This window comes from Chryseobacterium electrogenes, assembly GCF_053553015.1.
Map to the genome: position 1 here is coordinate 1,050,616 of NZ_JBNPPB010000002.1, position 25,271 is coordinate 1,075,886.

22 protein-coding genes and 1 riboswitch are annotated in these 25,271 nt (G+C 33.0%); of the genes, 5 read left to right on the forward strand and 17 right to left on the reverse strand.

Annotated features, from left to right (window positions below; all coding sequences use genetic code 11):
• Positions 1 to 4: 4 nt before the first annotated feature.
• Positions 5 to 448 carry a VOC family protein gene (locus ACQQ6V_RS04730; protein ID WP_448844404.1) on the forward strand — a complete coding sequence of 148 codons (444 nt, stop codon included), beginning with the start codon at positions 5 to 7 and terminating at the stop codon, positions 446 to 448.
• 3 nt (positions 449 to 451) lie between these two features.
• On the opposite strand, the gene ACQQ6V_RS04735 is transcribed toward ACQQ6V_RS04730, so the two are convergent.
• From ACQQ6V_RS04735 to ACQQ6V_RS04785, 11 genes are all read right to left on the reverse strand, one after another.
• Positions 452 to 844 (reverse strand): barstar family protein, encoded by a 393-nt coding sequence (locus ACQQ6V_RS04735; RefSeq protein ID WP_448844405.1) that lies wholly within the window; start codon positions 842 to 844, stop codon positions 452 to 454.
• Positions 845 to 861: 17 nt separating this feature from the next.
• Positions 862 to 1,779 carry an alpha/beta hydrolase gene (locus ACQQ6V_RS04740; protein ID WP_448844406.1) on the reverse strand — a complete coding sequence of 306 codons (918 nt, stop codon included), beginning with the start codon at positions 1,777 to 1,779 and terminating at the stop codon, positions 862 to 864.
• Positions 1,780 to 1,823: 44 nt separating this feature from the next.
• A complete protein-coding gene (locus ACQQ6V_RS04745) occupies positions 1,824 to 2,108 on the reverse strand; it encodes a DUF3817 domain-containing protein (protein WP_448844407.1) in 285 nt (94 codons plus the stop codon).
• Positions 2,109 to 2,292: 184 nt separating this feature from the next.
• Positions 2,293 to 2,949 (reverse strand): thiaminase II, encoded by a 657-nt coding sequence (gene tenA / locus ACQQ6V_RS04750; protein ID WP_448844408.1) that lies wholly within the window; start codon positions 2,947 to 2,949, stop codon positions 2,293 to 2,295.
• Entirely contained in the window at positions 2,936 to 3,769 is an 834-nt protein-coding gene (thiD, locus tag ACQQ6V_RS04755; RefSeq protein WP_448844409.1) for a bifunctional hydroxymethylpyrimidine kinase/phosphomethylpyrimidine kinase, read from the reverse strand. The genes tenA and thiD overlap by 14 nt, the downstream gene beginning before the upstream one ends.
• Before the next feature lies 1 nt (position 3,770).
• Positions 3,771 to 4,403 (reverse strand): thiamine phosphate synthase, encoded by a 633-nt coding sequence (gene thiE, locus ACQQ6V_RS04760; protein ID WP_448844410.1) that lies wholly within the window; start codon positions 4,401 to 4,403, stop codon positions 3,771 to 3,773.
• Between the two features lies 1 nt (position 4,404).
• Positions 4,405 to 5,196: a hydroxyethylthiazole kinase gene (gene thiM, locus ACQQ6V_RS04765; RefSeq protein ID WP_448844411.1), complete on the reverse strand. Its 792-nt coding sequence runs from the start codon at positions 5,194 to 5,196 to the stop codon at positions 4,405 to 4,407.
• Positions 5,197 to 5,272: 76 nt separating this feature from the next.
• Positions 5,273 to 5,365: riboswitch (TPP riboswitch) on the reverse strand.
• Between the two features lie 38 nt (positions 5,366 to 5,403).
• Entirely contained in the window at positions 5,404 to 6,216 is an 813-nt protein-coding gene (locus tag ACQQ6V_RS04770; protein ID WP_448844412.1) for a tyrosine-protein phosphatase, read from the reverse strand.
• 92 nt (positions 6,217 to 6,308) lie between these two features.
• The gene (locus ACQQ6V_RS04775) at positions 6,309 to 7,931 is read right to left on the reverse strand and encodes a SusD/RagB family nutrient-binding outer membrane lipoprotein (protein WP_448844413.1); all 1,623 of its coding nucleotides are present in this window, start codon (positions 7,929 to 7,931) and stop codon (positions 6,309 to 6,311) included.
• Between the two features lie 21 nt (positions 7,932 to 7,952).
• A complete protein-coding gene (locus ACQQ6V_RS04780; protein WP_448844414.1) occupies positions 7,953 to 11,051 on the reverse strand; it encodes a SusC/RagA family TonB-linked outer membrane protein in 3,099 nt (1,032 codons plus the stop codon).
• A gap of 374 nt (positions 11,052 to 11,425) precedes the next feature.
• Positions 11,426 to 12,352, reverse strand: a complete 927-nt coding sequence (locus ACQQ6V_RS04785) for a malate dehydrogenase (protein ID WP_448844415.1) — start codon at positions 12,350 to 12,352, stop codon at positions 11,426 to 11,428.
• A gap of 559 nt (positions 12,353 to 12,911) precedes the next feature.
• Here ACQQ6V_RS04785 and pfkA point away from each other — a divergent pair.
• From pfkA to ACQQ6V_RS04800, 3 genes are all read left to right on the forward strand, one after another.
• On the forward strand, positions 12,912 to 13,898 hold the full coding sequence (gene pfkA / locus ACQQ6V_RS04790) for a 6-phosphofructokinase (protein ID WP_448844416.1): 987 nt from the start codon (positions 12,912 to 12,914) through the stop codon (positions 13,896 to 13,898).
• Between the two features lie 59 nt (positions 13,899 to 13,957).
• On the forward strand, positions 13,958 to 14,962 hold the full coding sequence (gene gap, locus ACQQ6V_RS04795) for a type I glyceraldehyde-3-phosphate dehydrogenase (RefSeq protein WP_448844417.1): 1,005 nt from the start codon (positions 13,958 to 13,960) through the stop codon (positions 14,960 to 14,962).
• Between the two features lie 237 nt (positions 14,963 to 15,199).
• Positions 15,200 to 16,750: a T9SS type A sorting domain-containing protein gene (locus tag ACQQ6V_RS04800; protein ID WP_448844418.1), complete on the forward strand. Its 1,551-nt coding sequence runs from the start codon at positions 15,200 to 15,202 to the stop codon at positions 16,748 to 16,750.
• A gap of 59 nt (positions 16,751 to 16,809) precedes the next feature.
• On the opposite strand, the gene ACQQ6V_RS04805 is transcribed toward ACQQ6V_RS04800, so the two are convergent.
• Entirely contained in the window at positions 16,810 to 17,565 is a 756-nt protein-coding gene (locus ACQQ6V_RS04805) for a DUF3575 domain-containing protein (protein ID WP_448844419.1), read from the reverse strand.
• 239 nt (positions 17,566 to 17,804) lie between these two features.
• Here ACQQ6V_RS04805 and recA point away from each other — a divergent pair, with 239 nt between their 5' ends.
• Positions 17,805 to 18,806 carry a recombinase RecA gene (recA, locus tag ACQQ6V_RS04810; protein WP_448844420.1) on the forward strand — a complete coding sequence of 334 codons (1,002 nt, stop codon included), beginning with the start codon at positions 17,805 to 17,807 and terminating at the stop codon, positions 18,804 to 18,806.
• 226 nt (positions 18,807 to 19,032) lie between these two features.
• Here recA and ACQQ6V_RS04815 read toward each other — a convergent pair whose 3' ends face one another.
• The 5 genes from ACQQ6V_RS04815 to ACQQ6V_RS04835 all read right to left on the reverse strand — a co-directional run bounded on the left by ACQQ6V_RS04815 (position 19,033) and on the right by ACQQ6V_RS04835 (position 25,264).
• Entirely contained in the window at positions 19,033 to 20,331 is a 1,299-nt protein-coding gene (locus tag ACQQ6V_RS04815; protein ID WP_448844421.1) for an aminopeptidase P family protein, read from the reverse strand.
• Positions 20,332 to 20,782: 451 nt separating this feature from the next.
• Positions 20,783 to 22,249 (reverse strand): toll/interleukin-1 receptor domain-containing protein, encoded by a 1,467-nt coding sequence (locus ACQQ6V_RS04820; protein ID WP_448844422.1) that lies wholly within the window; start codon positions 22,247 to 22,249, stop codon positions 20,783 to 20,785.
• A 157-nt stretch (positions 22,250 to 22,406) separates the two neighbouring features.
• On the reverse strand, positions 22,407 to 23,069 hold the full coding sequence (locus ACQQ6V_RS04825) for a LolA-like protein (protein ID WP_448844423.1): 663 nt from the start codon (positions 23,067 to 23,069) through the stop codon (positions 22,407 to 22,409).
• Between the two features lie 73 nt (positions 23,070 to 23,142).
• Positions 23,143 to 23,868 carry a 3-deoxy-manno-octulosonate cytidylyltransferase gene (kdsB, locus tag ACQQ6V_RS04830; protein ID WP_448844424.1) on the reverse strand — a complete coding sequence of 242 codons (726 nt, stop codon included), beginning with the start codon at positions 23,866 to 23,868 and terminating at the stop codon, positions 23,143 to 23,145.
• 142 nt (positions 23,869 to 24,010) lie between these two features.
• Entirely contained in the window at positions 24,011 to 25,264 is a 1,254-nt protein-coding gene (locus ACQQ6V_RS04835; RefSeq protein WP_448844425.1) for a pyridoxal phosphate-dependent aminotransferase, read from the reverse strand.
• Positions 25,265 to 25,271 lie beyond the last annotated feature (7 nt).

Sequence of the window (25,271 nt, forward strand, 5' to 3'; positions counted from 1 at the left end):
AAGTATGATAAAGGGACTTTACGAAACACATATCCAAGTTAGTGATTTAGAAAAATCGTTGAAATTTTACACTGAAGTTTTAGGATTGAAATTTGCTCATAAAGACGATACGCGCCCAATTATATTTTTATGGATTGGCGAAGGAAAACAAGCTATGTTGGGACTTTGGGAGCAAAAGGAAAATTTACAAACCAGACATTTCGCGTTTTCTAGTACGACAGAAGATATACTAAATTACTCGGTAGATTATCTTAAAAATAGAAACTTAAAGCCCTATAATTTCTTAAAAGACGGATTAGACACGCCGATGGTTTTTGCGTGGATGCCGGCTTTGGCCATTTATTTTAACGATCCGGATGGTAATCAATTAGAATTTATATCAATTTTAGAAGGCGAAGCCAAACCAGAATTGGGCGTTGTTTCTTATGAAGATTGGATGAAAATCTAATCTTTATTTTGGGATTAGTGTAATATTAGAATGACTGGCAATAATTTCTAAAATGATATCAAAATAGGTATCTCTACCTGTATTTTTTAGTTTTTGGATTTTGTCTTCGATTATTTTTTTATTAAAAACTTGAGGTTGCTTCAATTTATTTTCATAAAAATTTAACGTTAAATCAAAGCCTAAAACTTCTCTATTATTCTCAAAGTTTTTCCAAACTAAATTGATTGGTTCATCGCCTTTTATTGCGCCAAAACCACCATACAAAAGATCATCAAAAGCATCTAAACTCTCGCCCAGTTGCCAATCTTCACCTTGCATAAATTTGAGGTTTATTTCTTCATACAAAGATTTGATATCGTAGATTTGATTTCCATCAATAATGATTTGTTTACTCATAATACTGTTTAATTCATTTATTGAAAATGCTGAGATACAAACTTGATAAATTCAGTTTGTTGATCGACAAATAAATAATGAGAGCAGTTTTCTAAAATTTTAAAATTAGATTTACCAACAATTTTCTCTACATCATTAAGTTGATTTGTAGAAAATATCGCATCTTCTTTTCCATAAATTGCAGAAATGGGAATTCCTTTTTTTCTAATCTTTTTTAGAATAGCTGTATTATTCACATTATTTTTTAATTCATTTTGGTAAAACTTAATTGGCGAATTATAATTTCTAAAATTGCTTTTATAAAACTCACTTTTTTCATACGACTCTCGCAATGCCCGACTTTCTTCGGTTGGACTAGGCATACTAAAATACTTCATTTCGCTTGCAAGATCAAAACACTGTTTTCTATATTCAGCAGAATTTTTACTCAGACGTTTAATATCTAAAATTTGAGCATATTTTTCAGGTTGATTAACAAATTTATTCTCTGCATTTGTCAAAATATGATCGTATGTTTCTTGTTGAGAAACAAGCGCTCCTGCGAGAACTAAACTTTTAACTTTTTCAGGATATTTTTCAGTAAAAAGAGTTGCTACAATTCCGCCAAAGCTATGTCCCAGAATATTTGCTTTATCAATTTTGTAAGTATTATAAACTTTAAGTAAATCATCAAAGCTTTCATCAAAGGTCATTTTTGCATTATCATCTTTTGAGCGACCTTCTCCTCGCCTATCATAGACAATAACATAAAATCCTAAATCTGCTAATTTTTGAGCGTTTGTAGCTTCAAATAAATTGGAATTTCCACTTGGACCACCATGAATAAAAATCACAGCTGGATTTTGTTTTTCTCCATAATCTTTTGAATAAATTTCTTGAGCATTAACACATGAAAAACAAAGGATTGAAAAGAAAAATACAAGTAAATTTTTCATAATTTTATTTATCAAAATATTCGTAGAAAATTAAAGATTACACTTTATTGCGGATATTCTTTTTCTAATTTTTTATCAAGTATAAAAGGCACAAAAGGAAGAACAGAAGCAATAAGATATACCGCAATTCTCATCAGACTCCAGCGATACTTAATGGATGCTAAAATTAAAACTACAAAAAACACGAGAAATAAAACACCATGGATCCATCCAAAATATTTAACAGCATCGTTTATCTTGAAAAAATACTTTAATGGCATTGCAATAAACAGTAAAATCAAATAAGAACCTCCTTCTATTAATGCTGTTTTTCTATATAAATTGATCATTTTAATTATTTTGAAATTTTGTTTTTTTTAGATTCAGAATTACAATAATAATTGAATTAAATGAAATAGGCAACAAGGCTATTTTACTTGCAACAAGAAAACTTTAATAAAGAAAAAATATCATCCTTAAAAAAAATATTTCGACAAGCTCAATGTGACAAAAAGCTGGATTAACCAGCTTTCATTATTTAACATTCCAATCTCTGAGTTGATCTGCCGCATCCCAAAAGTCAAATTCTAACTGTGAGGCATAAACAAAGGCTTTTGTCATATCAGCTCTGGTCTTTTCTGTTGTCTTTTCTGCATATCGGTTACAAACTTCAATGGCTTTTTTTACACTGTTTGCAAAGTCTTCGCCGGCATAAGTATCTATCCAATTGTTAAAAGGATTATTGTCTTCAACACGGTTTTTGTAAATATAATCGCCAATTTCCTGATAAATCCAAAAACACGGCAACACCGCCGCTAGGGCAACTTCTACAGGCTCGGTTGCAACAACACTTTTTAAATAAGACGTGTAATGATGGCAAGCGGGCAACATTTCGCCACGATTTTCTACACCATAAGATTTAAAATAAGCCTCATGTAATCCTACTTCAGCAGCAATAGCGCCTTCAGAAAAGCCTATAAATAATTTCATATCATCCAGACTAGAAAGCCGAGTACCAATTACAGCCAAAACTCTACTGAAATCTTCCAAATACAAAGAATCTTGTTTAAGATAATATTGAAACTTTTCCATATCCAAAGTTCCTGTTCTTAACTGCTCTATAAATGGCATTTTTTGGATGCTTTTATAAATATTTTCTATCGCTAACCAAGCGTGTTCATTCCAATTCATATAGATGTAATTTTTGAGGATTATAAAAGTGATTTAAAGGACCATTGCCCTTTCCTATCTTAACATTTGCACCGTTATTAATCGCCAAGTGAACGTAATCTTGAGCTAAAGTTACCGCTTCCAAAAGACTTTTACCGAGTGCCAAATAACTCGCAATTGCTGATGATAAGCTACAACCAGAACCGTGCGTATTTTTAGTTTCGAATTTTGGAAAGCTAAAACGATGAATCTTTTTTTCTGAATCTAAAAACAAAGAGGTTAATTCTTCAGTTGGTAAATGTCCGCCTTTTAATAGTATAGATTTGATGTTCATTTCGGAGATTTTAACAATAGCTTGCTCCATATCATCTAGGTTGATAATGGGCTGATTAACAAGCACCGAAGCTTCGTCCATATTAGGCGTAATAATCGTCGCCAAAGGAAATAATCGATTGATAATCTCCGTAATCGTTTCTTGGTTAATTAAATGATGACCGCTTGTCGCCACCATAACAGGATCAAAAACCACCGGAATTTCGGGGAAATCAATTAATTTATTCTGAATAATTTCTACCAATTCTGGCGTATGCACCATTCCGATTTTGATAGCATCGGGTACAATATCATCAAAAATACAATCTAACTGATCTTTAACAGCCTGCATCGGAATAGGATAAATATTACGAACGCCTTGTGTATTTTGTACCGGCAAAGCCGTCAAAACATTAGTCGCATAACAACCTATAGCAGAAATTGTCTTGGTATCGGCTTGGATGCCTGCACCGCCACTGCCATCAAAACCTGCAATACTTAGAACCGATTTATAAGAATATTGTTTCATTTTAGTTCATATTTTTTTTCAATAATTGAGCGCTTTCTTTAGGATTTTTGGAAGCACAAATTTCAGAAACTACTGCTACAGAATGCGCTCCTGCTTCTACAACACTTCTGATATTATTATGATTCATATTTCCAATCGCGATAATGGGTTTATTAGTTTGTTGAGAAATTTTAGTTAAACCTTCCAAGCCCCATTCGGTAACCGTATTAGTTTTAGTTGGTGTACTGAAAACGGGACTCACAGCAAGGCAATCTGCAATTTGACTTTCTTCATTATCTAATTGCTCCAAATATTCTATGGAATAGCCAATATTAACCTCTTGCCCCAACAATTGTCTAACTTTAGAAGGAGGTGTATCATGGTTACCAACGTGAATTCCGAAAGCATTAATCGCTCTGGCAACTTCCACCGAATCGTTGATGATTAACGGAATATTATAGCGATCTGTAATTGCTTTTACCGCAATAGCTTTAGACAGAAAATCGGCATAAGTAATATCTTTCTCTCGCAATTGCACAATATCTACACCGCCCAAAACAGCTTGTTCTAAAACCTCCAAATACGGAAAATGCAAACAATCTTTCTCCGAAATAACCAAATATAATGGATACGGAAAATCTGGATGAATCTTCATTTTAAACCAATTTTATTCGTTCTAAAAACTCATTTTCGGAAATGCTATGCAAAATATCCAAAAGATGAAGTTGTAAAGTGCCCGGACCATTTGATCTCTCATTGGCTATTTCTCCAGCAATACTTAACAAAGCAATGGCAGATGCAGACGCTTCAAAATAGTTATTATTGACGGCAGAAAAAGCACCAATTAAAGCTGTTGCCGTGCAACCCAAACCTGTTACTTTGGTCATCATCGGATGTCCATTATGGATAGCAAGTATCTTTTCGCCTTCAATGATATAATCGATTTCACCTGAAATACACACCACGCAGTTCAATTTTAGCGATAAAAATTTCCCAGCATCCATCGCATTGGTGCTAGATTCTGTACTATCTACACCTTTTGTCGCCGATAAATTGGTATTGGCTAATGCCATAATTTCCGAAGCGTTTCCTCGGATAATATTAGGTTTATTTTCTAATAATTGTTGTAAAGTTCTATTTCTGAAAGAAGTTGCACCAGCTCCAACTGGATCTAAAACCCAAGGTTTTTGCAGTTTATTAAACGATGCTGAAGCTTTTAACATCGACTGAACCCAATATTCGTCCAAAGTCCCAATATTAATCACCAAAGCTTGACTGATTGCAGACATCTCATCAATCTCACTGTGCGCATGCGACATGATAGGCGATGCACCAACTGCCAGAAGCGCATTTGCAGTGGTATTCATCACTACAAAATTGGTAATATTGTAAACTAAAGGGGATTTTTCTCGAAGATTTTCTATGTTTTGCCAAAGTCTTTTTTCCATAATTTTTAATTTTAAAAAAACTTTAGGAATAGACTAAAAAGCAACAATACAAGATTACTCCAAAAAAGGAATATGAGTAAAATAGTATGCTTTTCCCTACGTCGGTGTGAGCCGTATCAGGTTCTAAGGGACTCTCTCAATTCTTTTCAGAATACCCCTAAAGCATTACAAACATAAGGATTTTACTAGATATAGCAAAGGTTAATTTTAGAGTTTTTCTGTATATTTTTGTCTTAATAGCTTTATATCATCAGCTTTAAGATTAAGTTTTTGCTCTACAAAATCTTCTATACTTCCATACTTATCAATAATAGCATTGTAGGTAGCGGTAAGATATTCTGGCTTTACAATTACAATATCTGTTGCGACTTGCTCATCTATACCTATCAATTTCATTTGATGAATCAACTTTTGATTTTCTTCTTTTCGGTAATTATTGCTCGCTAGATAATCATTGATAATATCTTCTTGTGAAACGCCCAATATATACAACAATAATGCTGCAGCAATACCAGTCCTATCTTTACCTGCTGTACAATGAAAAACTATAGATGTTTCTTTTGGTGCCTCAAGTAAACTATGAAAAAACGGGCGGTATTTATCTCCAAGATAATCCGTTTTAGAATAGAAAGAAAGCATTAGAGAATCTCCATTTTTAGTTTTGGTTAATATATTTTGCCAATTTCCCAAATCTTCACTTCCTGCAGATAATTGTTGATATATAATATCTTGAGATAAGTTATCTGGTGCTTTTTCAACCTCATCATTACTTCTAAAATCAATAATAGTTTTGATGTTTAGTTTTTTAAAATGAATCAAATTTTCATTGCTAAGACGGCTAAGTTCTCCAGAACGAAAAAGCTTATTGTGCTTAACAACATTCCCTTGCTCTGTTACATACCCACCAATATCTCTGAAATTAATAGCCTGAATATCGGCAAAATCAGCTTTATTATTGCTTTGTTGAGCCCAAGAAAATGTAGATAAAGATAAGGTTATAAGAATGTAGATATATTTCATAGAATTAGGATTTAAAATAACTATAATGATGAGATAAAAACCTCATCACTATAGTAAAAAAAGGAAGTAAAGAAAAAGATTATAACTGAAAATTACTTTAAAAGCCACATCAGTTTTGATATATCATCAGCTCCTCCATATTGTGATTGGATTGCTGCTTTATAATTAACATTATTGTAAGTGATTTCGCCTTGTGGATACATCCATCTGTAAGGTAATTGGTTATCTGGCGTCCCTATGCCGACACCACCTTTCAGAAATTCAGGAAATCCAGTTCTTCTCCAGTTATAGAAAGATTCATATCCTGAGTTACAGAATAATGCGACATACTTTTGTATCAAAATTTGTTTTAGCCCATTAGGATTATTTCCTTTATATACAACATCACTATTATTCATAAATTGATCAAAATTAATGGTAACGTTACCGATAGTCCCGCCCAGACGATCTCCTACCGCAAAAGATTGTCCATTAGATAATCCGTAAAAAGCTAGGGAAGCATTAATCCCTTTATTATACCAAGATGCAGCATCACCACTTCCCCATCCTCTGTTGATAGCCTCTGCAATATTGAAACATAGCTCAGGATAACCTATTAACATGTAAGGTTCTGCTGTAGAGCCATCTTGAGAAGAAAAATATCTTTTATAATTGATATAAGAGTAAGCTCCTTTATCAGAAAGCGTGTTACCTGTTGTATCTGTACCAGCAAAAAGTACAGATTGCGCAGTATTGGTATTAGCTCCTACATAAGCAGAAAAATCAGAGATTGCGACTCCAGCAACTTTATATTTAGCAGGTGCTGGTGTTGCGAAGATAAAGGTCCTAGGATCCTTAGTTAGAGTTGTAATATCAAGAATGGTCTTTCCTATATTAGCACCATACGTGTAAGAACGGCTCGTGAAAAGTGGATACGGATTATAATCTCTATTATATCTATAAAGCATATTGTCACTATTAGATTCCATAATCGGATACTTAGTAGTATTACTAATAGTCTCTGCAAATTTTGCTTGAATGCTAAGATCAGGCGTATCATCGACCCTTTTACTCAAGCTAATAAGAATTCTCAATCTATAAGTATTGATAAGCTTCTGCCATTGAAAGTATGTTAAACCAAAGACATCTCCAGTAGGGTCTGCTATAGTATTTTTTAAATTAGGATATGTCGTATTAATATTTCCCAACAATAGGTTAGCCTCTTCTAATAGAGCTAGAGATTGCTTATAGACATCTTTTTGAGTATCATATTTTGGGGTAAGATTAGAAGAATTTCCCGCCTCAGACATCGGTATATCGCCTACACGTTGCGACAACCATATGGATGAATAAGCTTTGAAAAAATTAGCTAAAGCTTTATAGAAATTAAGTTTTGTTGTATCTCCTAGCTTTTGTGCTTGTTCTTGCATCTTATTAGCATACAAGAATATGTTATATTTATTATCTGTATTAGTCCAGCTATAAGAGTTAGATCCCCAATAATAAGAATAATTACTTACAAAATACTGGTTAGTTCTCCCTGCCTGAGCAAAGGGCATCTCATCTGGTTTTATTAGATTAGCAGTAATATGATTAAGAATTAATGTTGGAGGAACAAGAGATTCTTCTGGTCTTGTATTAGGATTATTAAGTAAGCTATCATCTCTATTACAAGCATTAGTAATCAATACAACTGATGAAAGGATAAGAGCTTTGTATAAAAAATTATTTTTCATTTTAATGATATTTTAATTCCGTTAAAAACCGATGTTAAGATTAAAGCCTATAGTTCTCGTAGAGGTGCTTTGTAGCCCCACAGAACCTTTGCCTCCATTAGCCGTCCTATCTGCAGAGTTATATCCAGCAGCATAAGAATCCATATCCATATCTTTCCTTTTAGCAAAATAAAGAAGATTCCTACCTATTATAGCGACACTTAAGGACCTCAAGAATGTTTTTTCTAAAAATTCTTTAGGAAAGCTATAAGTCAAGCTGGCTTCTCTTAGTTTGGCGAAAGATCTATCAACCATAAAGTATTCTGTATTATTGTAGAGATTGGTCACATAACTTTGTACTGTAACAGCTGTAGAATTAGCACCGAAAGTAAGCTCATTCATATTAACAATTTGTCCGTTTTCAAACCTAGGCGTTCCTGAAACGATAACAACACCCTGCCCTATATAGCTTGGCGTAACAACACCTCTATCTCGCAAAGAAACCCATTCATTATATCTCGCCTTACCAAAATCACCAGCAGCAGACTCATAAGCTGTACCACCGTTCATTGCCTGAGCGTATAAAAAATCATAAACTTTACCACCTACTCTTGCATCCCATTGAAAGCTAAGTGACCAATTTTTGAAAGATAAATTATTGGTAATACTCATAGAATAATCAGGATTAAGATGTCCCAATAAGCCATTTTGACTTTGCCCACTTGGCGCCTGATATAATAATCCAGCCGAATTATGTACAACATTACCTTGGTTATCTCTCACTAACTTCGTCCCGTAATAGGCATCTAGCCGATCTCCTGGCTTGTAGTTGTGACCATTAAGCCAAATCTCATCGTAACCACTGGCAATTTCTTTAAGAGTTTCTTTGTAAGTACTCCAATTGGCAGATAGATTCCAGTTAAAACCTCTGGTATTCTTAATAATATTTGCATTAAGACTTAATTCAAAACCCTGATTAAGTGTTGTAACTCCATTGATATTATGATAATTCTGACCTACAGAAGGTGCATTTTCTATCGCAAAGATCTGAGGTCCATTAATTGTTCTAAAGTAAGTAGCATCTATACCAATTCTATTCTTGAAAAGTTTTAGATCCAGTCCTGCCTCATAAGAAATTCTTTTATAAGGCTCAAGTTCTTGATTTGCGATAACATTACTATAATCTACTGATGCTGTCCCGTTATAATAGTTATTATTAGAATAAGCATTTTGGTTAGCATACGTAGGTCCATCGTATGAGGTATACAATTCTGATCCATAGTGCAATAAACCAGAGTTTAGGCTACTGCCTGTTGTTGCCATATAAGCAGATCCTATATTAGATGCGGTAAGTGCTCCTTTAACATCTGCAAATGATCCTCTAATCTTTAAGTAAGAAAGCGTATTTCCTAGATTAAAATAATCCGAAATAACAGAGCTTATAGAGGCTGAAGGATAAAAGAAAGTGTTATAACCTTTGCGTAAGGTTGATAAATTATCTACTCTACCTGTGGTATTGATATTAAAATATTTTTTGTACCCAAAATCAACTGAATAATAAGCACTATAGACTTGCATATCTGATCCCCAAGAATAAGCTAGTCCAGGAGCTTTGGTATTGGATAAACTATAAAGCTTAGGAATAGCAAGTCCCTTAGTTGTCTCCCAATCTGAGTTGTACTTAAACAATCTCATATTAGCTCCACCTAAAGCAGACACATTCCAGTTATCAAATTCTTTATTAAAGCTTAACATAATATCCGTGTTATTCTCCAATAAGTTTCTTTTATCAATCCTATAATCTCCATACCACCCGAAACTATACCAAGGCACATAATCATTAAGGTTAGTAGACGGTGGTACTTTTTCTGTCCGAGACTGATCCCATGTGGTTACTTGAGATCTAGCACTAAGATTAAGATCATCATTAATTTTGTAAGTCGCTTTTAGATAACCATAGATATCAGTTTTCTGATGTGATCTTAGCCATTCATTAGCCATAAACCATGCACTATTAAGCCTTCCGTATTCAGAAGAATATTGCATTAGATCTTGTACACCTTGTGGTCCTTTGTATATATCTCTTAGAGCATTAATATCGTAATCTGATGAGCCATAAACTTTAAACATATAGATGTAACTATTAGGCCCATAATTAACATCTGGAATATTGGGAGAATATTGTAAACTAAGATTAAGATTACCTTCAAATTTTATTTTATCATTAAGTTTATAACCGAGATTGATACTAAAGTTATCAGCATTTAATTTAGTATTAGGAAACATACCCTGCTGGTATAGATGAGAGTAAGATAACCTTGCATCATAATTCTCTCCAGAAGTTGATAATGATATATTATTAGTATTGGTAATCCCCGTCTGAACAAAATTCTCAAAATTCTTAACACCTCTAGCTAACCATGGCGAAGTCCCTCTAGTCTGAGTAATATTATCCCAAGAACTATCAAATTGCTGTACGGGTTGCCCTTCAAAACGAGGTCCCCATTCTGGCAGACGTTGTGTGTTATCATAGAGAACATTACCATAAGAATATTTAAAACCCGTCCCTCGTCCATACTCATGTTGACTCTCCGGAAGAGCTATAAAGCCAACATCATACATAGAAGAAGAGTTGAAATCTACTGTCCAGCCACGCTTATCTTTTGTCCCTTTTTTAGTAGTAATCACGATGGCACCATTAATCCCTCGAAAACCATATAATGCAGCTGCATTGGGCCCTTTTAAAATGGAGTAACTTTCTACATCATCTGGATTGACATTCCATGTATCAGAGTTGATAGGTACTCCATCAACAACAAAAAGTAAATCTTTGCTACCTCTAAGAACAATCTCTGGCCTGCCTAACATCTCTGTACTAGCACCAATATTAAGGCCAGCAACTTTCCCTGCTAAGGCATTCATAGGGTTAGCGGATCTTACCTTGTTAACAGCCTCTCCTTTAACTTCTGTGACATCATAGCCAAGCTTTTTAACCTCTTTTTTTATCCCCATAGCAGTCACTACAACTTCGGAGATATCGTTAATAGTATCTTTTTTAGCCTTTTCCTTTTGTGCAAATATAGGAATTGAGATCATTGTTGAGACAACCAGAACGATTAACTTGTTGATTTTTTTGTCCATCCTAATATTATTTTTTCCGAAACAAATGTAGTGTCAACAATCACCAGAGTATATTACCTTTAATTTAAATAAATATTAAAAAAATAAACATATAAATATTAAAAACATCTTAATGTTTACTAAAAAACAATACATTACCTTAATTAATTAACCAATCATTGTTATAGTAATGTGAATGCATTAAAATAATAGGACTCTAGATTAACATTTGATTACATAAGAAAAAATAGACCTTGTAGACAATCACTTTAATCTACAAATAGAGAAGGTTATTGAGCGTTAAAAATACTTTTATAGAAATAGATTCTCTTATTATATATCACAAAAAAAAAGGAACATATTGCTATGCTCCTTTTTACTTTATAGAAATTAAATTAAAATTTAAGATCTCCATTTACTTCTCTTACAGCTTTTGCAGCTTCGGCAAACTTCGCTTTTTCTTCATCTGTTAATGGGATATCGATAATTTTTTCAACACCATTAGCACCGATAATTGCTGGCACACCTAGGCAGATATCAGACTCTCCATATTCTCCATCTAACATTAGAGAACAAGGCACCATTTTTTTCTGATCACAAAGGATAGATTGTACCAATACAGAAACTGCTGCACCTGGTGCATACCAAGCAGATGTACCTAATAACTTAGTTAATGTAGCACCTCCTACTTTAGTTTCTTCTGTAACATAAGCAATTTGCTCTTCTGTTAAAAACTCAGAAACAGGAACACCATTTCTTGTTGCTTTGCTAATTAGTGGTAACATACCAGTATCACTGTGCGCTGCGATCACCATACCATCTACATCAGAAATTGGACAATCTAGAGCTTCTGCTAATCTATATTGGAAACGTGCAGAGTCTAATGCTCCACCCATACCAATAATTCTTTCTTTTGGAAGACCAGACGTCTTATGTACTAGATAAGCCATAGTATCCATAGGATTAGATACTACAATAATAATAGCTTCTGGAGAATGTTTTAGGATATTAGCTGTAACATCTTTTACGATACCAGCATTAATACCGATAAGTTCTTCTCTTGTCATTCCTGGTTTTCTTGGGATTCCAGAAGTAATAACAGCAACTTTAGAACCAGCAGTCTTGCTATAATCTCCAGTTGTACCAGTAATCTTAGTATCAAAACCATTAAGAGAAGCAGTTTGCATAAGATCCATTGCTTTACCTTCTGCAAAACCCTCTTTGATGTCTACTAACACAACTTCTGATGCGAAGTTTTTCATCGCGATGTACTCTGCACAACTTGCACCAACGGCTCCTGCGCCTACTACGGTAACTTTCATAATATGATTTTTTGGTTTAAATTTTTAATTCGTATTGTTCGTAAATATAGTAAACTTTTTATTTTCACACCCATTATTTACTTTGATTTTTTTCAATTACGGATTATCCAATAAGTCATGTAATGTTTTATATTTTTATAATAAAATTTAAGTTTTTATTTACAGAATCTATGGTATAACTGCCAATAACAAACTCCAACTGATCTTTAATGATTATAATCATTTCTCCTAATGCCTACTAAAATCAAAAAAAATATTAAATAGATCTAAGAAGTTTCTCATTATGAAAAAAATATATTAAGTAATAGTTTTGTTAATATCATTATTTATTACAACTCAATATGAATCTCATCAAATATGTCATTATTGAAAAAGCCATACACAAATAAGCTTATGTGAGAGAAATTTACATCAATCAGATTATTTTACTTTAAGATTAAAACAGATAGACTCACAATCGATCATAATTAATAAAAATAAATAATCTCAGATATGTAATAAAAATGAAATGATAAATCCATTCATATTTTGTAAATTCGTTGCGGAAAAATTGAAACGTATGTCAAATAAAAAGATAAAAACTATTGCAGTATTAACTTCTGGAGGAGATGCTCCCGGTATGAATGCTGCTTTAAGAGCTGTGGTAAGAACAGCTAACTTTTACGATATAGAATGTTATGGGATAAGAGAAGGTTATAATGGTTTAATTAATGGTGATTTTACCAAAATGGGACCAAGATCTGTTAAGAACATTATTAATCAAGGAGGTACAATTTTAAAATCTGCAAGATCACTAGAATTCATGACCAAAGAAGGTCGACAAAAAGCTTATGACAATTGTGTAGAGTTTGGGATAGAAGCTTTAGTATGTATCGGTGGAGACGGTAGTTTTACGGGTGCTAAAATCTTTAACGAAGAATTCGGGATCCAAGTAATTGGCGTACCTGGCACTATTGATAATGATATTTTCGGTACTGATAATACCATTGGTTATGACACAGCTCTTAACACAGCTATGGAAGCTATAGATAAAATTAGAGACACTGCAACTTCTCATAATCGTGTATTTTTTGTAGAAGTTATGGGGCGTGATGCTGGTTTTATAGCGCTTAATAGTGGTATAGCAACAGGAGCACTAGATATCCTAATCCCTGAGAAGAAAGACAGTATGGAGGACTTGTTCGACACCTTTGAAAAAGCAGAACAAGTAGGAAAATCCTCTAGCATTGTCGTTGTTGCAGAAGGAGAGAAATTAGGAAATATCTATGATCTTGCTAAAGCAACTAAAGATAAATTCCCTACTTATGATATCCGAGTAGCTGTTTTGGGACATATCCAACGTGGTGGCTCCCCAAGCTGTGCAGATCGTGTCTTAGCTAGTAAGCTTGGTTTTGGTGCTGTAGAAGGTTTATTAGAAGGCCAAAATAAAGTTATGGTAGGTATGAGATCTAACACTTTAGTTTATACGCCAATAGAAGAAGCTATCAAAAAACATAATGAAATAAACAAAGATTTGCTGAAAATTTCTGAGATTTTAGCAATGTAATTCATTAAAAAAATCGTAAATTTAAAGTCAAAATTAATATCAATTTATAAAAATAAAATATGTCAACAATTAAAGTAGGTATCAACGGATTTGGTAGAATTGGAGGTCTAGTATTCAACGCAATGTTAGAAAGAGACAACATCGAAATCGTTGGTATTAACGACCTTATCAATGCAGAATACATGGCTTACATGATGAAGTATGATTCTGTGCATGGGAAATTTAATGGTGAGGTAAAAGTAGAAGGTAACAACCTTGTAGTTAACGGTAAAACTATCCGTATTACTGCAGAGAGAGATCCTAATAACTTAAAATGGAACGAAGTTGGAGCAGACTATATCGTAGAATCTACAGGTCTTTTCTTAACTAAAGAATCTGCAGAAGCTCATATCAACGCTGGCGCTAAGAAAGTTGTTCTTTCTGCACCTTCTAAGGATGATACCCCAATGTTTGTAATGGGTGTTAACCATAAAGAATTAACAGACGATATCAAGATTTTTTCTAATGCGTCTTGTACAACTAACTGTCTAGCGCCTCTAGCTAAAGTTATCCATGATAATTTTGGTATCGAAGAAGGATTAATGACAACAGTACACGCTACAACAGCAACTCAAAGAACAGTTGATGGACCTTCTCACAAAGATTGGAGAGGTGGACGTTCTGCTTTGTTAAACATTATCCCATCTTCTACAGGTGCTGCAAAAGCAGTAGGAAAGGTAATTCCTTCTCTTAATGGTAAATTAACAGGTATGTCTTTCAGAGTACCAACAGCTGATGTTTCTGTAGTAGACTTAACAGTAAGACTAGTAAAAGGAGCTTCTTATGACGAGATTTGTCAAGCTATAAAAGCTGCTTCTGAAGGAGAACTAAAAGGTATCTTAGGTTATACAGAAGATCTAGTAGTTTCTCAAGATTTCATCGGAGATAAGAGAACTTCTATCTTTGACAAAGACGCAGGTATCATGTTATCTCCTAATTTTGTTAAGTTAGTTTCTTGGTATGACAACGAGACTGGTTACTCTAACAAGTTAACAGATCTATTAGTACATTCTGCTTCTTTATAGTAGATGACTTAATACTTAATAAAAGAGCCAAAGTAGTTTTACTTTGGCTCTTTTGTTTTCATGTTCGTTTAGATACTACTTTTAGTTATTTTCAAATTAAAACAATTAAAGGTTATTTAATGAAAAATAAATAATTATAACACTATTTAGATCAATAAAAACCAATTAAATTATAAATTTGTAGCTTCTTTTATTTTAAACAAAGAAAAATAAACTGTAATACAAAAATTAATTAAATTGAAAAAAACGATTCTTTCTTTATTGATGCTTGGTATGATAATCAATGCCAATGCTCAAATTTTTAACTCTGGTTTTGAAAACAACAACGGGACACCATTATCTAATTTCAAAACAATTAATGCAGATGGTAAAACGGTACCTGCTTCTGCTGAGGTCCAAAGTTTTAATACTGAAGCTTGGATTCAGTTTTATGATGGTCTTGATAACAAAATAGCCTTCAGCACCTCTTTGTATTCTCCTGTTGGGCAATCTAATGATTGGCTAATTACACCGTCTATAACAATTCCTAATACAGGCAATCCTACATTATATTGGAAAGCTAAGTCTTATGACTTTGAGTTCACAGATTCTTATGTAATTAAGGTATCCGAAACAGATAATAACATGGCTTCTTTCACCAAAACTATAGAAACTGTAGAAGGAGAACAGCCTTTTGATTTTAACAATAGAAGTATTGATTTATCACAATTTAAAGGAAAAACCATACATATTGCATTTGTTAATAATACCAATGACGGTACTTATCTTGCATTGGACGATGTATATATAAGCAATACCGCAAATTGCATCATGCCATCTATGAACAAACTCTCTGTTAATAATCTTCAGACAAATTCTTTTGATATTGGTTGGGATCCTACAGCAGGTATTAGCAAATACGATACAGGTCTTACAACATTCAGCACACCAGTAAGCTCTACAGGAATAAGCGCTAATACTACTAAAACTTATAACAATCTAGAAGCCGGCAAAAGATATCAGTTTTTCCTTAAGAACTCTGATTGTGGATCAGGCTGGGCAGGGCCGAAATCCATTTTCACTCCATCTAAATTGCCATACAGTTATGACTTTGAGAAAACAGTAGAAAATTTTGGAGAGTACGATTCTGACGGTTGGTCTTCTAACACTTGGATTAATGGAGAAAATACAAGTGCTGCACAACAAGGATCTGGCTACGCATTCAATAATACCAGCAAAACAACCACTAAAAATGATTGGCTATTCTCCTATCCTATCTCTCTAAAAGCTGGAGAAAGTGTTGATGTCAAATTTTATGCAGCAATGAGCTTAGACGAGGCATCTCCTGCAACACTCAAGCTATCTGTTGCTTCTTCTCCCGATAGAGATCACATCACCAAAATGATTAATAAATTTTCGGTTACAGGAAAAAAATATTCTCAATTTAAAGAAACATATATTGCAGAAAAAGATGAGGTTATTTATTTTGCTTTTGGTAACGCAACAGAGCCTGTAGCCGTTAATGCATCACTGCGTCTGGATAATGTGAATTTCACTGCAACTCAACTTGCTGTTAATGAGTCCAACCTATTAGATATCAGCATTCACCCCAATCCTGCTAAAGATTATCTTAAAATTAACACAAACTCAGAAATCCTAAAATCTGAAATTTATTCAATAAACGGTCAATTACTAAATACAACAAAGGCTAGTAAAACGATAGATATAAAAGCTTTACAAAAGGGAATATATTTAATAAAAATTAAAACTGCCAATAATCAAGTCATAAAGAAATTCATCAAAGAATAATAAAAAAAACACCTTCTTTCGATTAGAAAGAAGGTGTTTTACTATTTAATTTTTAATTTCTAGAATCTATAACCGAAAGACAATCCGCTTCTTAAGCCTGCCCAAGGTCCATCTAATTTGACATTAGCACCATTAACTGTAGCCTCTGCACTATGCTTAACAACAGGGATATCAAGATCATTAAGTTCTTTCTCTAACTCACGTTGTTGAGCTGGTGTAAGCAAATATTTAGTCTTACCTTCTAAGTTACCATTAGATCCACCATAGTGACCACCTACGATCCACCAATCTAACACCCAATTATTTTTAGTCCCTAATAGCCATTGTACACCAAGCATCAACCCTACACTGTTGGCAGATATATTCCCACTTAGGTCCACAGGATTACTTATCGAGATATTACTGTTAGTATCCACTATTTTATAATCGTATACCATATCTTCAACTTTCATTTTAGTATAACGATAATAAGGAGCTAGATAAAAACCACTGTTAAACTTCTTACCAAAATAATATCTTGCTTCTAAAGTAAAAGCCGTGTTTCCCATTTTTATATCACCAAAATCTGCTCTTGTCTTTTCATTAACCAAACTATTGTAAAAAGGCACGCCTCCTTTGGGGATTGTAGCAAATGTAGCATTAATAGCTATATTCTTATTAATAGCTCTTTCGTAAGTCAAATTAAAATTACGAAATGTATAAGCCAATACGTTAGTCTTAATTGTATTCTTAATCTCTGAAGTTTCTTCTTTAATACTCTGAGCATTAAAAACTGAGCCGATAGCTATACCAGCAAGAAGTAGAATTTTTTTCATGGTTAATTAATTTTTCGAGCGCAAAAGTAATTAAAATTTTCAATAATAAACAATGATAACACTTACATTAAAGTAATTTAAAAATAATATTGTTTTATTTAATATTTATTAGCAATAATTTCCACGAATAAAAACATTTTGAAAACATCAATTAACTAAGGATATAAGCATAAGTTTTTAGACAAATAGATTTTGATTCAAAATTAATTTGCGTAATTTTGGCTTTATTAAATATTACAATGAGCAACATAGACGATAAGAAAAAAGCACTTCAATTAGTGCTTGATAAATTAGATAAAACCTACGGAAAAGGCACCGTAATGACTTTAGGAGATAGCGCTATTGATAATACAATAGAAGTTATTCCTTCTGGTTCTTTAGGCTTAGACTTAGCGTTAGGCGTAGGTGGTTACCCAAGAGGAAGAATCATAGAAATCTACGGTCCAGAATCTTCTGGTAAAACAACATTAACCCTTCATGCCATTGCCGAAGCACAGAAAGCAGGCGGTATTGCAGCATTTATCGATGCTGAGCATGCCTTTGACAGAAGCTATGCCGGAAAATTAGGAATCGATCTAGAAAACCTAATTATTTCTCAACCTGATAACGGTGAGCAAGCTTTAGAAATTGCAGATAATCTAATCAGATCTGGAGCGATTGATATTGTAGTGATTGACTCAGTTGCTGCATTAACTCCAAAAGCAGAGATCGAAGGAGAAATGGGAGATTCTAAAATGGGTCTTCATGCAAGATTAATGTCTCAAGCTTTAAGAAAGTTAACGGGAACTATTAATAAAACTAAATGTACAGTAATCTTCATTAACCAGTTAAGAGAAAAAATTGGTGTCATGTTCGGTAATCCAGAGACTACTACAGGTGGTAATGCGCTTAAGTTTTATGCCTCTGTAAGAGTTGATATCCGTAAAGCAAGTGCGCCAATTAAAAATGGTGACGAAGCTGTTGGTAGCCGTGTAAAAGTAAAAATCGTTAAAAACAAAGTTGCTCCTCCTTTCAAAATGGCAGAATTTGACATCATGTATGGCGAAGGTGTATCTAAAGTTGGAGAAATTTTAGATCAAGGTGTAGAGTTAGGCGTTATCCAGAAAAGTGGTTCTTGGTTCAGCTACGAAGGTACTAAGCTAGGACAAGGTCGTGATGCTGTAAGAGATGTGATTAAGGATAATCCAGAACTATCAGAAGAACTTGAAACAAAAATAAAAGCAAAAATAAAAGGAGAATAATTTCTTTCACCAAATTTGCAGCTAAAAAAGAGAGTTAGATTCAGTTTCTAGCTCTCTTTTTTTGACCAAATATTATTACATTTTATCATTTAAAATACATCATATCAAAAAGATAGTATCTAAATATTATTACAAAAAATACCCCAAAGAAAGCATTAACTTTCCTGGGGTATATTAATATTAACAACTTAATTACAGAAGATAATCAAAATCTCCAACTGTATTATTAAGCATTCATCAACGTTTCTATTTCATCCACTTCTATTGGGATATTTTTCATAAGATTCTTAGGCGCTCCAGAAGCTTGGATTTCGTAATCATCTTCAATTCTGATTCCTAATCCTTCCGCTGGGATATAGAATCCAGGCTCATTGGTAAATACCATTCCTGCAGTAAAATCATCACTCAAGATTCCGTAATCATGCGTATCTAATCCCATGTGGTGAGATGTACCATGCATCATAAATTTCTTATAAGCTGGCCATTTTGGATCTTCATTCTGCACATCAGCTTTATCAATTAATCCTAATTGTAACAATTCTGCAGTATAAACTTCGCCCATTTCTTTATGGAATTTATACCAGTTATTACCAGCAACTAATCTTGTTTCTGCCTCTTTCTTACAACGCAAAACCGAATTGTAAACTTCCTTCTGTCTCGCAGTATATTTACCATTAACAGGGATTGTTCTCGTTAGATCAGAAGAATAATTAGCATATTCTGCAGCCACATCCATCAACAAAAGATCACCATCTTTCAGTTGCATATTATTGGCAACATAATGCAGAACGTTGGCATTATTACCACCCGCTACAATTGGTCCATAAGCAAAGCCTTTACTTCTGTTACGGATAAACTCGTGTAACAATTCGGCTTCTATCTCATATTCCCATACGCCAGGTTTAACAAATCTCAATAATCTTCTGAATCCTTTTTCTGTAATATCGCAAGCATTTTGGATCAGTGCAATTTCTTCTGGTTCTTTGATGCTTCTCAACCTTTGCAAGATAGGATTACTTCTCAAAATGTGGTGAAGCGGATATTGCTTATTAATTTTAGAGATAAAACGATCTTCTCTAGTCTCGGTCTCTGCAGAAGCACGATAATGTTCGTTTTTATTAAGATAGATATTTTCTGCCTCGTTCATCAATCCATAAAAAATCTTTTCGAAATCTGATAACCAATACACAGTCTTAATCCCAGAAACTTCTGTAGCATCAGCTTTTGTTAACTTCTCACCTTCCCACACGGCAATATGATCGTTAGTTTCTCTTACAAAAAGAATCTCTCTATGCTCCTCCAAATAAGCATCCGGAAATAGCAACAAAATACTCTCCTCCTGATCTACACCAGAAAGATAGAAAATATCACGATGTTGCTGAAAAGGCATTGTAGAATCCGCACTAATTGGATAGATATCATTAGAATTGAAAACGGCTATAGATTTAGCTTGCATTTGTGCCACAAATTTCTTTCTATTTTTAATAAAAAGAGCATTTGGGATTCTGTCATATTTTGTAGTCATTACGTATATAATTGATTCTTATTAATAATTATTATGGCGTGTCCCTTCGTTTCCTTGGCTTTATCCAAGCTTAACGGCGGGTCGCTACGTCCGCTTCTATCTTTTTCTAGCCCATGCTAAGTTAAGCATCACATCATTTGGCAATTGCATTAGAAAAAGGATATCCGCTATCATCGCTCACGCGCCAGCGCGATGTATAACAACGCTCGCTTCGCTCGCGCCTTACAACCATTCAAATTTACGAAACATCAGAAACATAGGCTTTAGAAAAGCTATAAATTTTTCTTAATTTTTAATCAAATAACAACATAAAAAAACACGTCCATTATTCTGAACGTGTTTCTATATTTTATAAATCCTTCTCTAAAACTTAAAAGTATTGTCAAAAAACTGTTTTTCTACTTTTCATAAAATAAGAAGTTGTGCTACGGCTATCAATGTTAGGTGAAGTTTAATTTTCAGCAATATTCTCATAATTTAGCCCAATCTTAATGTGTGGAAATGTATAATAAAATCCTCTCATATTACTTCCGAATTCCTCATCATCTTTCACTACATTATCAATTTTACTTCGCAATTCGTTTGCGTCTTTTGCATCAAAAATTATTTTTAGTTTTTCAAAAAAACGTTTTGAAACTATTTTAGGTAAAATATTTATATCAAAAGAATTATAGCAACTTGTTTCAGGAAACCAATATTTGGAAAATTGATTTTTACTTGGGTTCAATAAAGATAAATAATATAATAAAACATCTGTTTCTTTTAAATCTTTAAAATTTATTATTGTTGAATATTGTTTTATCTTATCTGCAACAACACTAACTCTTTTCGGATTAATTGATTGATTTTTATATTCATTTAGTGTTGAATTGTAAGTTCTAAATTTCACAAAATTCAAAACTTGGGTTTTATTATGTTTGGTAGAAATAACAAAACTATTATTTATAAGTATTGAAAATTCTTTAAACCTGTCATTCTTTAACAAAATAGTCATTGAAGACAAAAATAACTCGTAAATAAAGTATTTTATATTATCATCAGCCAAAGCATCTAAAGAATTTCCATTTAATAGACTAATATCGTTATCTTCTAATGATTGTAACAAATTTTCAAAAAAATCAAAAATATCGTCGCCAAAATCTTCGTTCGAAAATTTACATAAAGTTGTCAAAAAATCAATAAAATCATTTTTTAAAGCCTGTAAATCATCTATGCTTTTTTCAACTTCTTCTATAAAATTTGATCGATTAATAGTTTTATAATCAATTTTGAAATCTATTAAAGCCTGAATAAAACTCTGATAATAATCTTTAATAAGTAGATTTGAGTTAGGCTTATTATTTATTAAAGAATTCTTGATTATTGAAACTTTATTTGCGGTAGCTAAAAATATAGGGTTTTCATCTAATAAATGCACTGGCATTTTTCCTATTGGTGGTCTTTTAGATTTTGGCTTATTATAGATATTACGAAGTAATTTTTCATAATTTTCTTCATAGTTTTCTTCATCGCTTAAATCAATAAATATTCTTGTATTTACAAAGGTTGGAACAAAAGGATTATTATTATCATCATACTCCATTACAACAGGAATAAATTTTGTCTGTTCAGCTTGAGTATAAATATCATTAGAAATAATTAAACTCTCTGCTCCAACGCCTCCAACTTTCTGGTTTGCTTTTTCAGAATATTCTTTATTACAAATTAATAGAACTTTTGATATAGTTGGGTCATTTACCATTTGTTCCATAAAAGAATATTTATCTTGTCCTTCTTTTAAATCCCAATCATCTAAAATTACGTGAATGCCATCATTTGAAAGTCTTTCAGCTAAATCAACTACTTTATTCTTATTTGAAATTGGTTTCCAACTATAAGAAATAAATATTCTAATTAAATTTTCATCAATTTTATCCATATTTTTTTTCTAAATTGTATATAATACCCAAATTTACAAAACATCAGAAACACAGACTTGGCAAAAACCATAATTTCTCTTAATTTTCAATCAAATAACAACATAAAAAAACACGTCCATTATTCTGAACGTGTTTCTATATTTTATAAATCCTTCTCTAAAACTTAAAAGTATTCTCAGGAAATTCTTTATTCAATTCTATTCTATGGATTAGCATAACATAATCACCATCTTTTTTATTAGAAGAAGATTCTATCCTAGATGCCATCACAAAATTGCCAAATTTCTTATAATCTGTATATATCAGAGTTTCATCTTTTTTTATCTCTTTGTATAACATATAGGTTTTGGTATCAAAAAAATAAATGGTCTTGTTAACATTTTTGGTCAATTCTATTCTAAAATAAGTATTGTTTCCTATCTGTTCTTTCCCAATTAACTCGGCTGCAAAACCTTTATTTTCCCAATCTATGAAATCGTTATCAAAACTTTCTGGGATATAATTAGGATATTCTTGCAATTTATTCTGAGCATAATTCATGGCGTATCCTTTTTTGCCATCATAACCTTCTACAGCCGTCTCTTTCTGATTAATCATGACAACAGTTTTGGTAAGGTTAGGTCTTTTCTGATATATCTTCAGCGGATACTCGTCATTAACACCTAATATCACTCGACCTTGGAGAATAACAGAATTAAGAAGTTTCCAATTGGTAAGTCCACCAGACGCTTCGATATTCTTATCAATTATTTCTTTGGCGGTCTGCGAATATATAATTTGTGCTAATAAAAGGCTAAAAACTAACAGTAATCTCTTCATTTATTCCGTTTAAGGGTTCAAATATAAGCTTTTTTGTAAGTGTAGGTTCTTAAAAAAAGTATAAAATTGCGCTTTAGCCCAACAATTGTCTTGCTTTTTCTAAGTCTTCTGGTGTATCAATCCCAACGCCTACAAAATGAGTTTCTAATAATTTTATTTTCATACCATTTTCCAGATAGCGGATGCATTCTATTTTTTCTGCAATTTCTAAAGGACTCATTTCTAACTGAGAAAACTTTAGCAATGCTTCTTTTCTAAAAGCATACACGCCAATGTGTTTATAATAATCAACTTTATATGATATTTCTCGATGATAAGGTATCACAGATCTACTGAAATAAAGGGCAAATCCTTTGTGATCGGTAATCACTTTTACATTATTAGAATTATCAATTTCTTCTTTTTCTTTCAATTTAATTTTAAGAGAAGCTAATGAAATTTCTTTTTGTTCGTCTTGATAAAAAACCTCAATTAATTGTTTCAGAGGTTCAGTTTTAAGAAAAGGCTCATCGCCTTGCACATTAATAACAATGTCACAATCGATATCTCTAACGGCTTCTGCAATACGATCACTTCCTGTCTCGTGCTCGCCTGTCATCACAGCTTTGCCTCCGTTTTTAACAATTTCGTCAAAGATAATTTCGGAATCTGTTGCCACAAAAACTTCATCGAAAAGATTGGTGTCTACCACATTTTGATACGTCGTTGCAATGACTGTTTTTTCGCCTAAGAGTTGCATCAACTTTGCAGGAAATCTACTGGCTTGATAACGAGCTGGAATAACAGCGATGATTTTCATAGTTTTAAAATGTAAAAAATTTACGAATATTGAAGAGGCTTAATTTTTAATATACTTAACAGAAAGTCGCAATATAATTTAGATGAACTTAAAATTAATAATTTGCGACTTTCTGCTTTTGATATTTTTAATGGAATAATTTTTATGCTAATTGGCTCAATGCTTTTTCTAGTCTTGGCAACATGGCATTAATCCCTTCTAATGACAGTCCTCCAACAGATGCTCGGAACCATGGCACAGACTTATCTGCTCCAAATGCTGAAAATGGAACTAATGCCACGCCAGCTTCTTTTATTAAATAAAATACAAGATCTGTAGAATCTTTGATAACTTCACCTTTTGCATCTTTTTTACCGATAAAATCTAATTTAATCGTCAGATATAATGCGCCCATTGGCTTAATACTATCAACTGCCAAATTATTAGACTTCATGGACTGAACACCTTGATGTAACGTTTGTAGACTTTGGTTAAGACCATCTTTATAGGTCACCATAAAAGTATCTACTTCTTTAGTATTTAAAAGGAAATCAGCAACCGCTTGTTGCTCTGGCTTAGGCGCCCAAGCTCCAACATGACCTAAAAATGATGCCATTTTCTTGATAATAGCTTCTGGACCAAAGCTCCATCCTACTCTAACGCCCGTTGCAGCAAAACATTTAGAAGAACCATCAATAAAAATAGTATAATCTTTCATCTCTGGGAATAGACTCACTGGATTAAAATGTGTATCACCATAAGTTAATAAAGCATAGATCTGATCATACATTAGGTAAAGAGGCTTTTCGTCTGCGCTACGCTTTTTGTTTTCCTCCAAAATCAATTCGCAGATTTCTGATAATTGTTCTTTGGTGAACATTGTTCCTGTAGGATTAAGTGGAGAACATAATGCCAACAAAACAGCGCCGTCCAGATGTGGTCTTAGATCATCTGCTGTTGGTAAAAAGTTATTATCTTCTGATGCATTAATCTCAACAGCATTAGCCGAAGTGAGATAAGCGTAATGATTATTATTCCAAGAAGGAACTGGATATATTACTTTGTCACCCTCGTCTACAATCGTCTTAAACGTGGCATAAATTAAAGGTCTAGATCCTCCTGCAATTAAAATATCGTTAGCTGAATAATCCAAATCCCAACGTTGGCTAATTTCCTGAGAAACAGATTGTCTCAAACTAAGCAAACCTGCTGCTGGTGGATAATTGGTAAGATTATTAGTATAAGCTTTTTGGATACCTTCTTTTAATAATTCTGGTATTGGATAAATTGAGGAATCAAGATCACCAATGGTTAGGTTAGCGATTTCTGCGCCCTGCGCTTTGAGATCATTCACTTGATTGCCAATGGCGATAATTTCTGAACCTATAAGGTTAGCGGCCAATTTAGAAACTTTCATGTTTTAT

Coding starts and splice junctions, on each gene's coding strand:
- ACQQ6V_RS04730 (WP_448844404.1), top strand. CDS start 5: ATGATAAAGGGACTTTACGAAACACATATCCAAGTTAGTGATTTAGAA.
- ACQQ6V_RS04735 (WP_448844405.1), bottom strand. CDS start 844: ATGAGTAAACAAATCATTATTGATGGAAATCAAATCTACGATATCAAA.
- ACQQ6V_RS04740 (WP_448844406.1), bottom strand. CDS start 1,779: ATGAAAAATTTACTTGTATTTTTCTTTTCAATCCTTTGTTTTTCATGT.
- ACQQ6V_RS04745 (WP_448844407.1), bottom strand. CDS start 2,108: ATGATCAATTTATATAGAAAAACAGCATTAATAGAAGGAGGTTCTTAT.
- tenA (WP_448844408.1), bottom strand. CDS start 2,949: ATGAATTGGAATGAACACGCTTGGTTAGCGATAGAAAATATTTATAAA.
- thiD (WP_448844409.1), bottom strand. CDS start 3,769: ATGAAACAATATTCTTATAAATCGGTTCTAAGTATTGCAGGTTTTGAT.
- thiE (WP_448844410.1), bottom strand. CDS start 4,403: ATGAAGATTCATCCAGATTTTCCGTATCCATTATATTTGGTTATTTCG.
- thiM (WP_448844411.1), bottom strand. CDS start 5,196: ATGGAAAAAAGACTTTGGCAAAACATAGAAAATCTTCGAGAAAAATCC.
- ACQQ6V_RS04770 (WP_448844412.1), bottom strand. CDS start 6,216: ATGAAATATATCTACATTCTTATAACCTTATCTTTATCTACATTTTCT.
- ACQQ6V_RS04775 (WP_448844413.1), bottom strand. CDS start 7,931: ATGAAAAATAATTTTTTATACAAAGCTCTTATCCTTTCATCAGTTGTA.
- ACQQ6V_RS04780 (WP_448844414.1), bottom strand. CDS start 11,051: ATGGACAAAAAAATCAACAAGTTAATCGTTCTGGTTGTCTCAACAATG.
- ACQQ6V_RS04785 (WP_448844415.1), bottom strand. CDS start 12,352: ATGAAAGTTACCGTAGTAGGCGCAGGAGCCGTTGGTGCAAGTTGTGCA.
- pfkA (WP_448844416.1), top strand. CDS start 12,912: ATGTCAAATAAAAAGATAAAAACTATTGCAGTATTAACTTCTGGAGGA.
- gap (WP_448844417.1), top strand. CDS start 13,958: ATGTCAACAATTAAAGTAGGTATCAACGGATTTGGTAGAATTGGAGGT.
- ACQQ6V_RS04805 (WP_448844419.1), bottom strand. CDS start 17,565: ATGAAAAAAATTCTACTTCTTGCTGGTATAGCTATCGGCTCAGTTTTT.
- recA (WP_448844420.1), top strand. CDS start 17,805: ATGAGCAACATAGACGATAAGAAAAAAGCACTTCAATTAGTGCTTGAT.
- ACQQ6V_RS04815 (WP_448844421.1), bottom strand. CDS start 20,331: ATGACTACAAAATATGACAGAATCCCAAATGCTCTTTTTATTAAAAAT.
- ACQQ6V_RS04820 (WP_448844422.1), bottom strand. CDS start 22,249: ATGGATAAAATTGATGAAAATTTAATTAGAATATTTATTTCTTATAGT.
- ACQQ6V_RS04825 (WP_448844423.1), bottom strand. CDS start 23,069: ATGAAGAGATTACTGTTAGTTTTTAGCCTTTTATTAGCACAAATTATA.
- kdsB (WP_448844424.1), bottom strand. CDS start 23,868: ATGAAAATCATCGCTGTTATTCCAGCTCGTTATCAAGCCAGTAGATTT.
- ACQQ6V_RS04835 (WP_448844425.1), bottom strand. CDS start 25,264: ATGAAAGTTTCTAAATTGGCCGCTAACCTTATAGGTTCAGAAATTATC.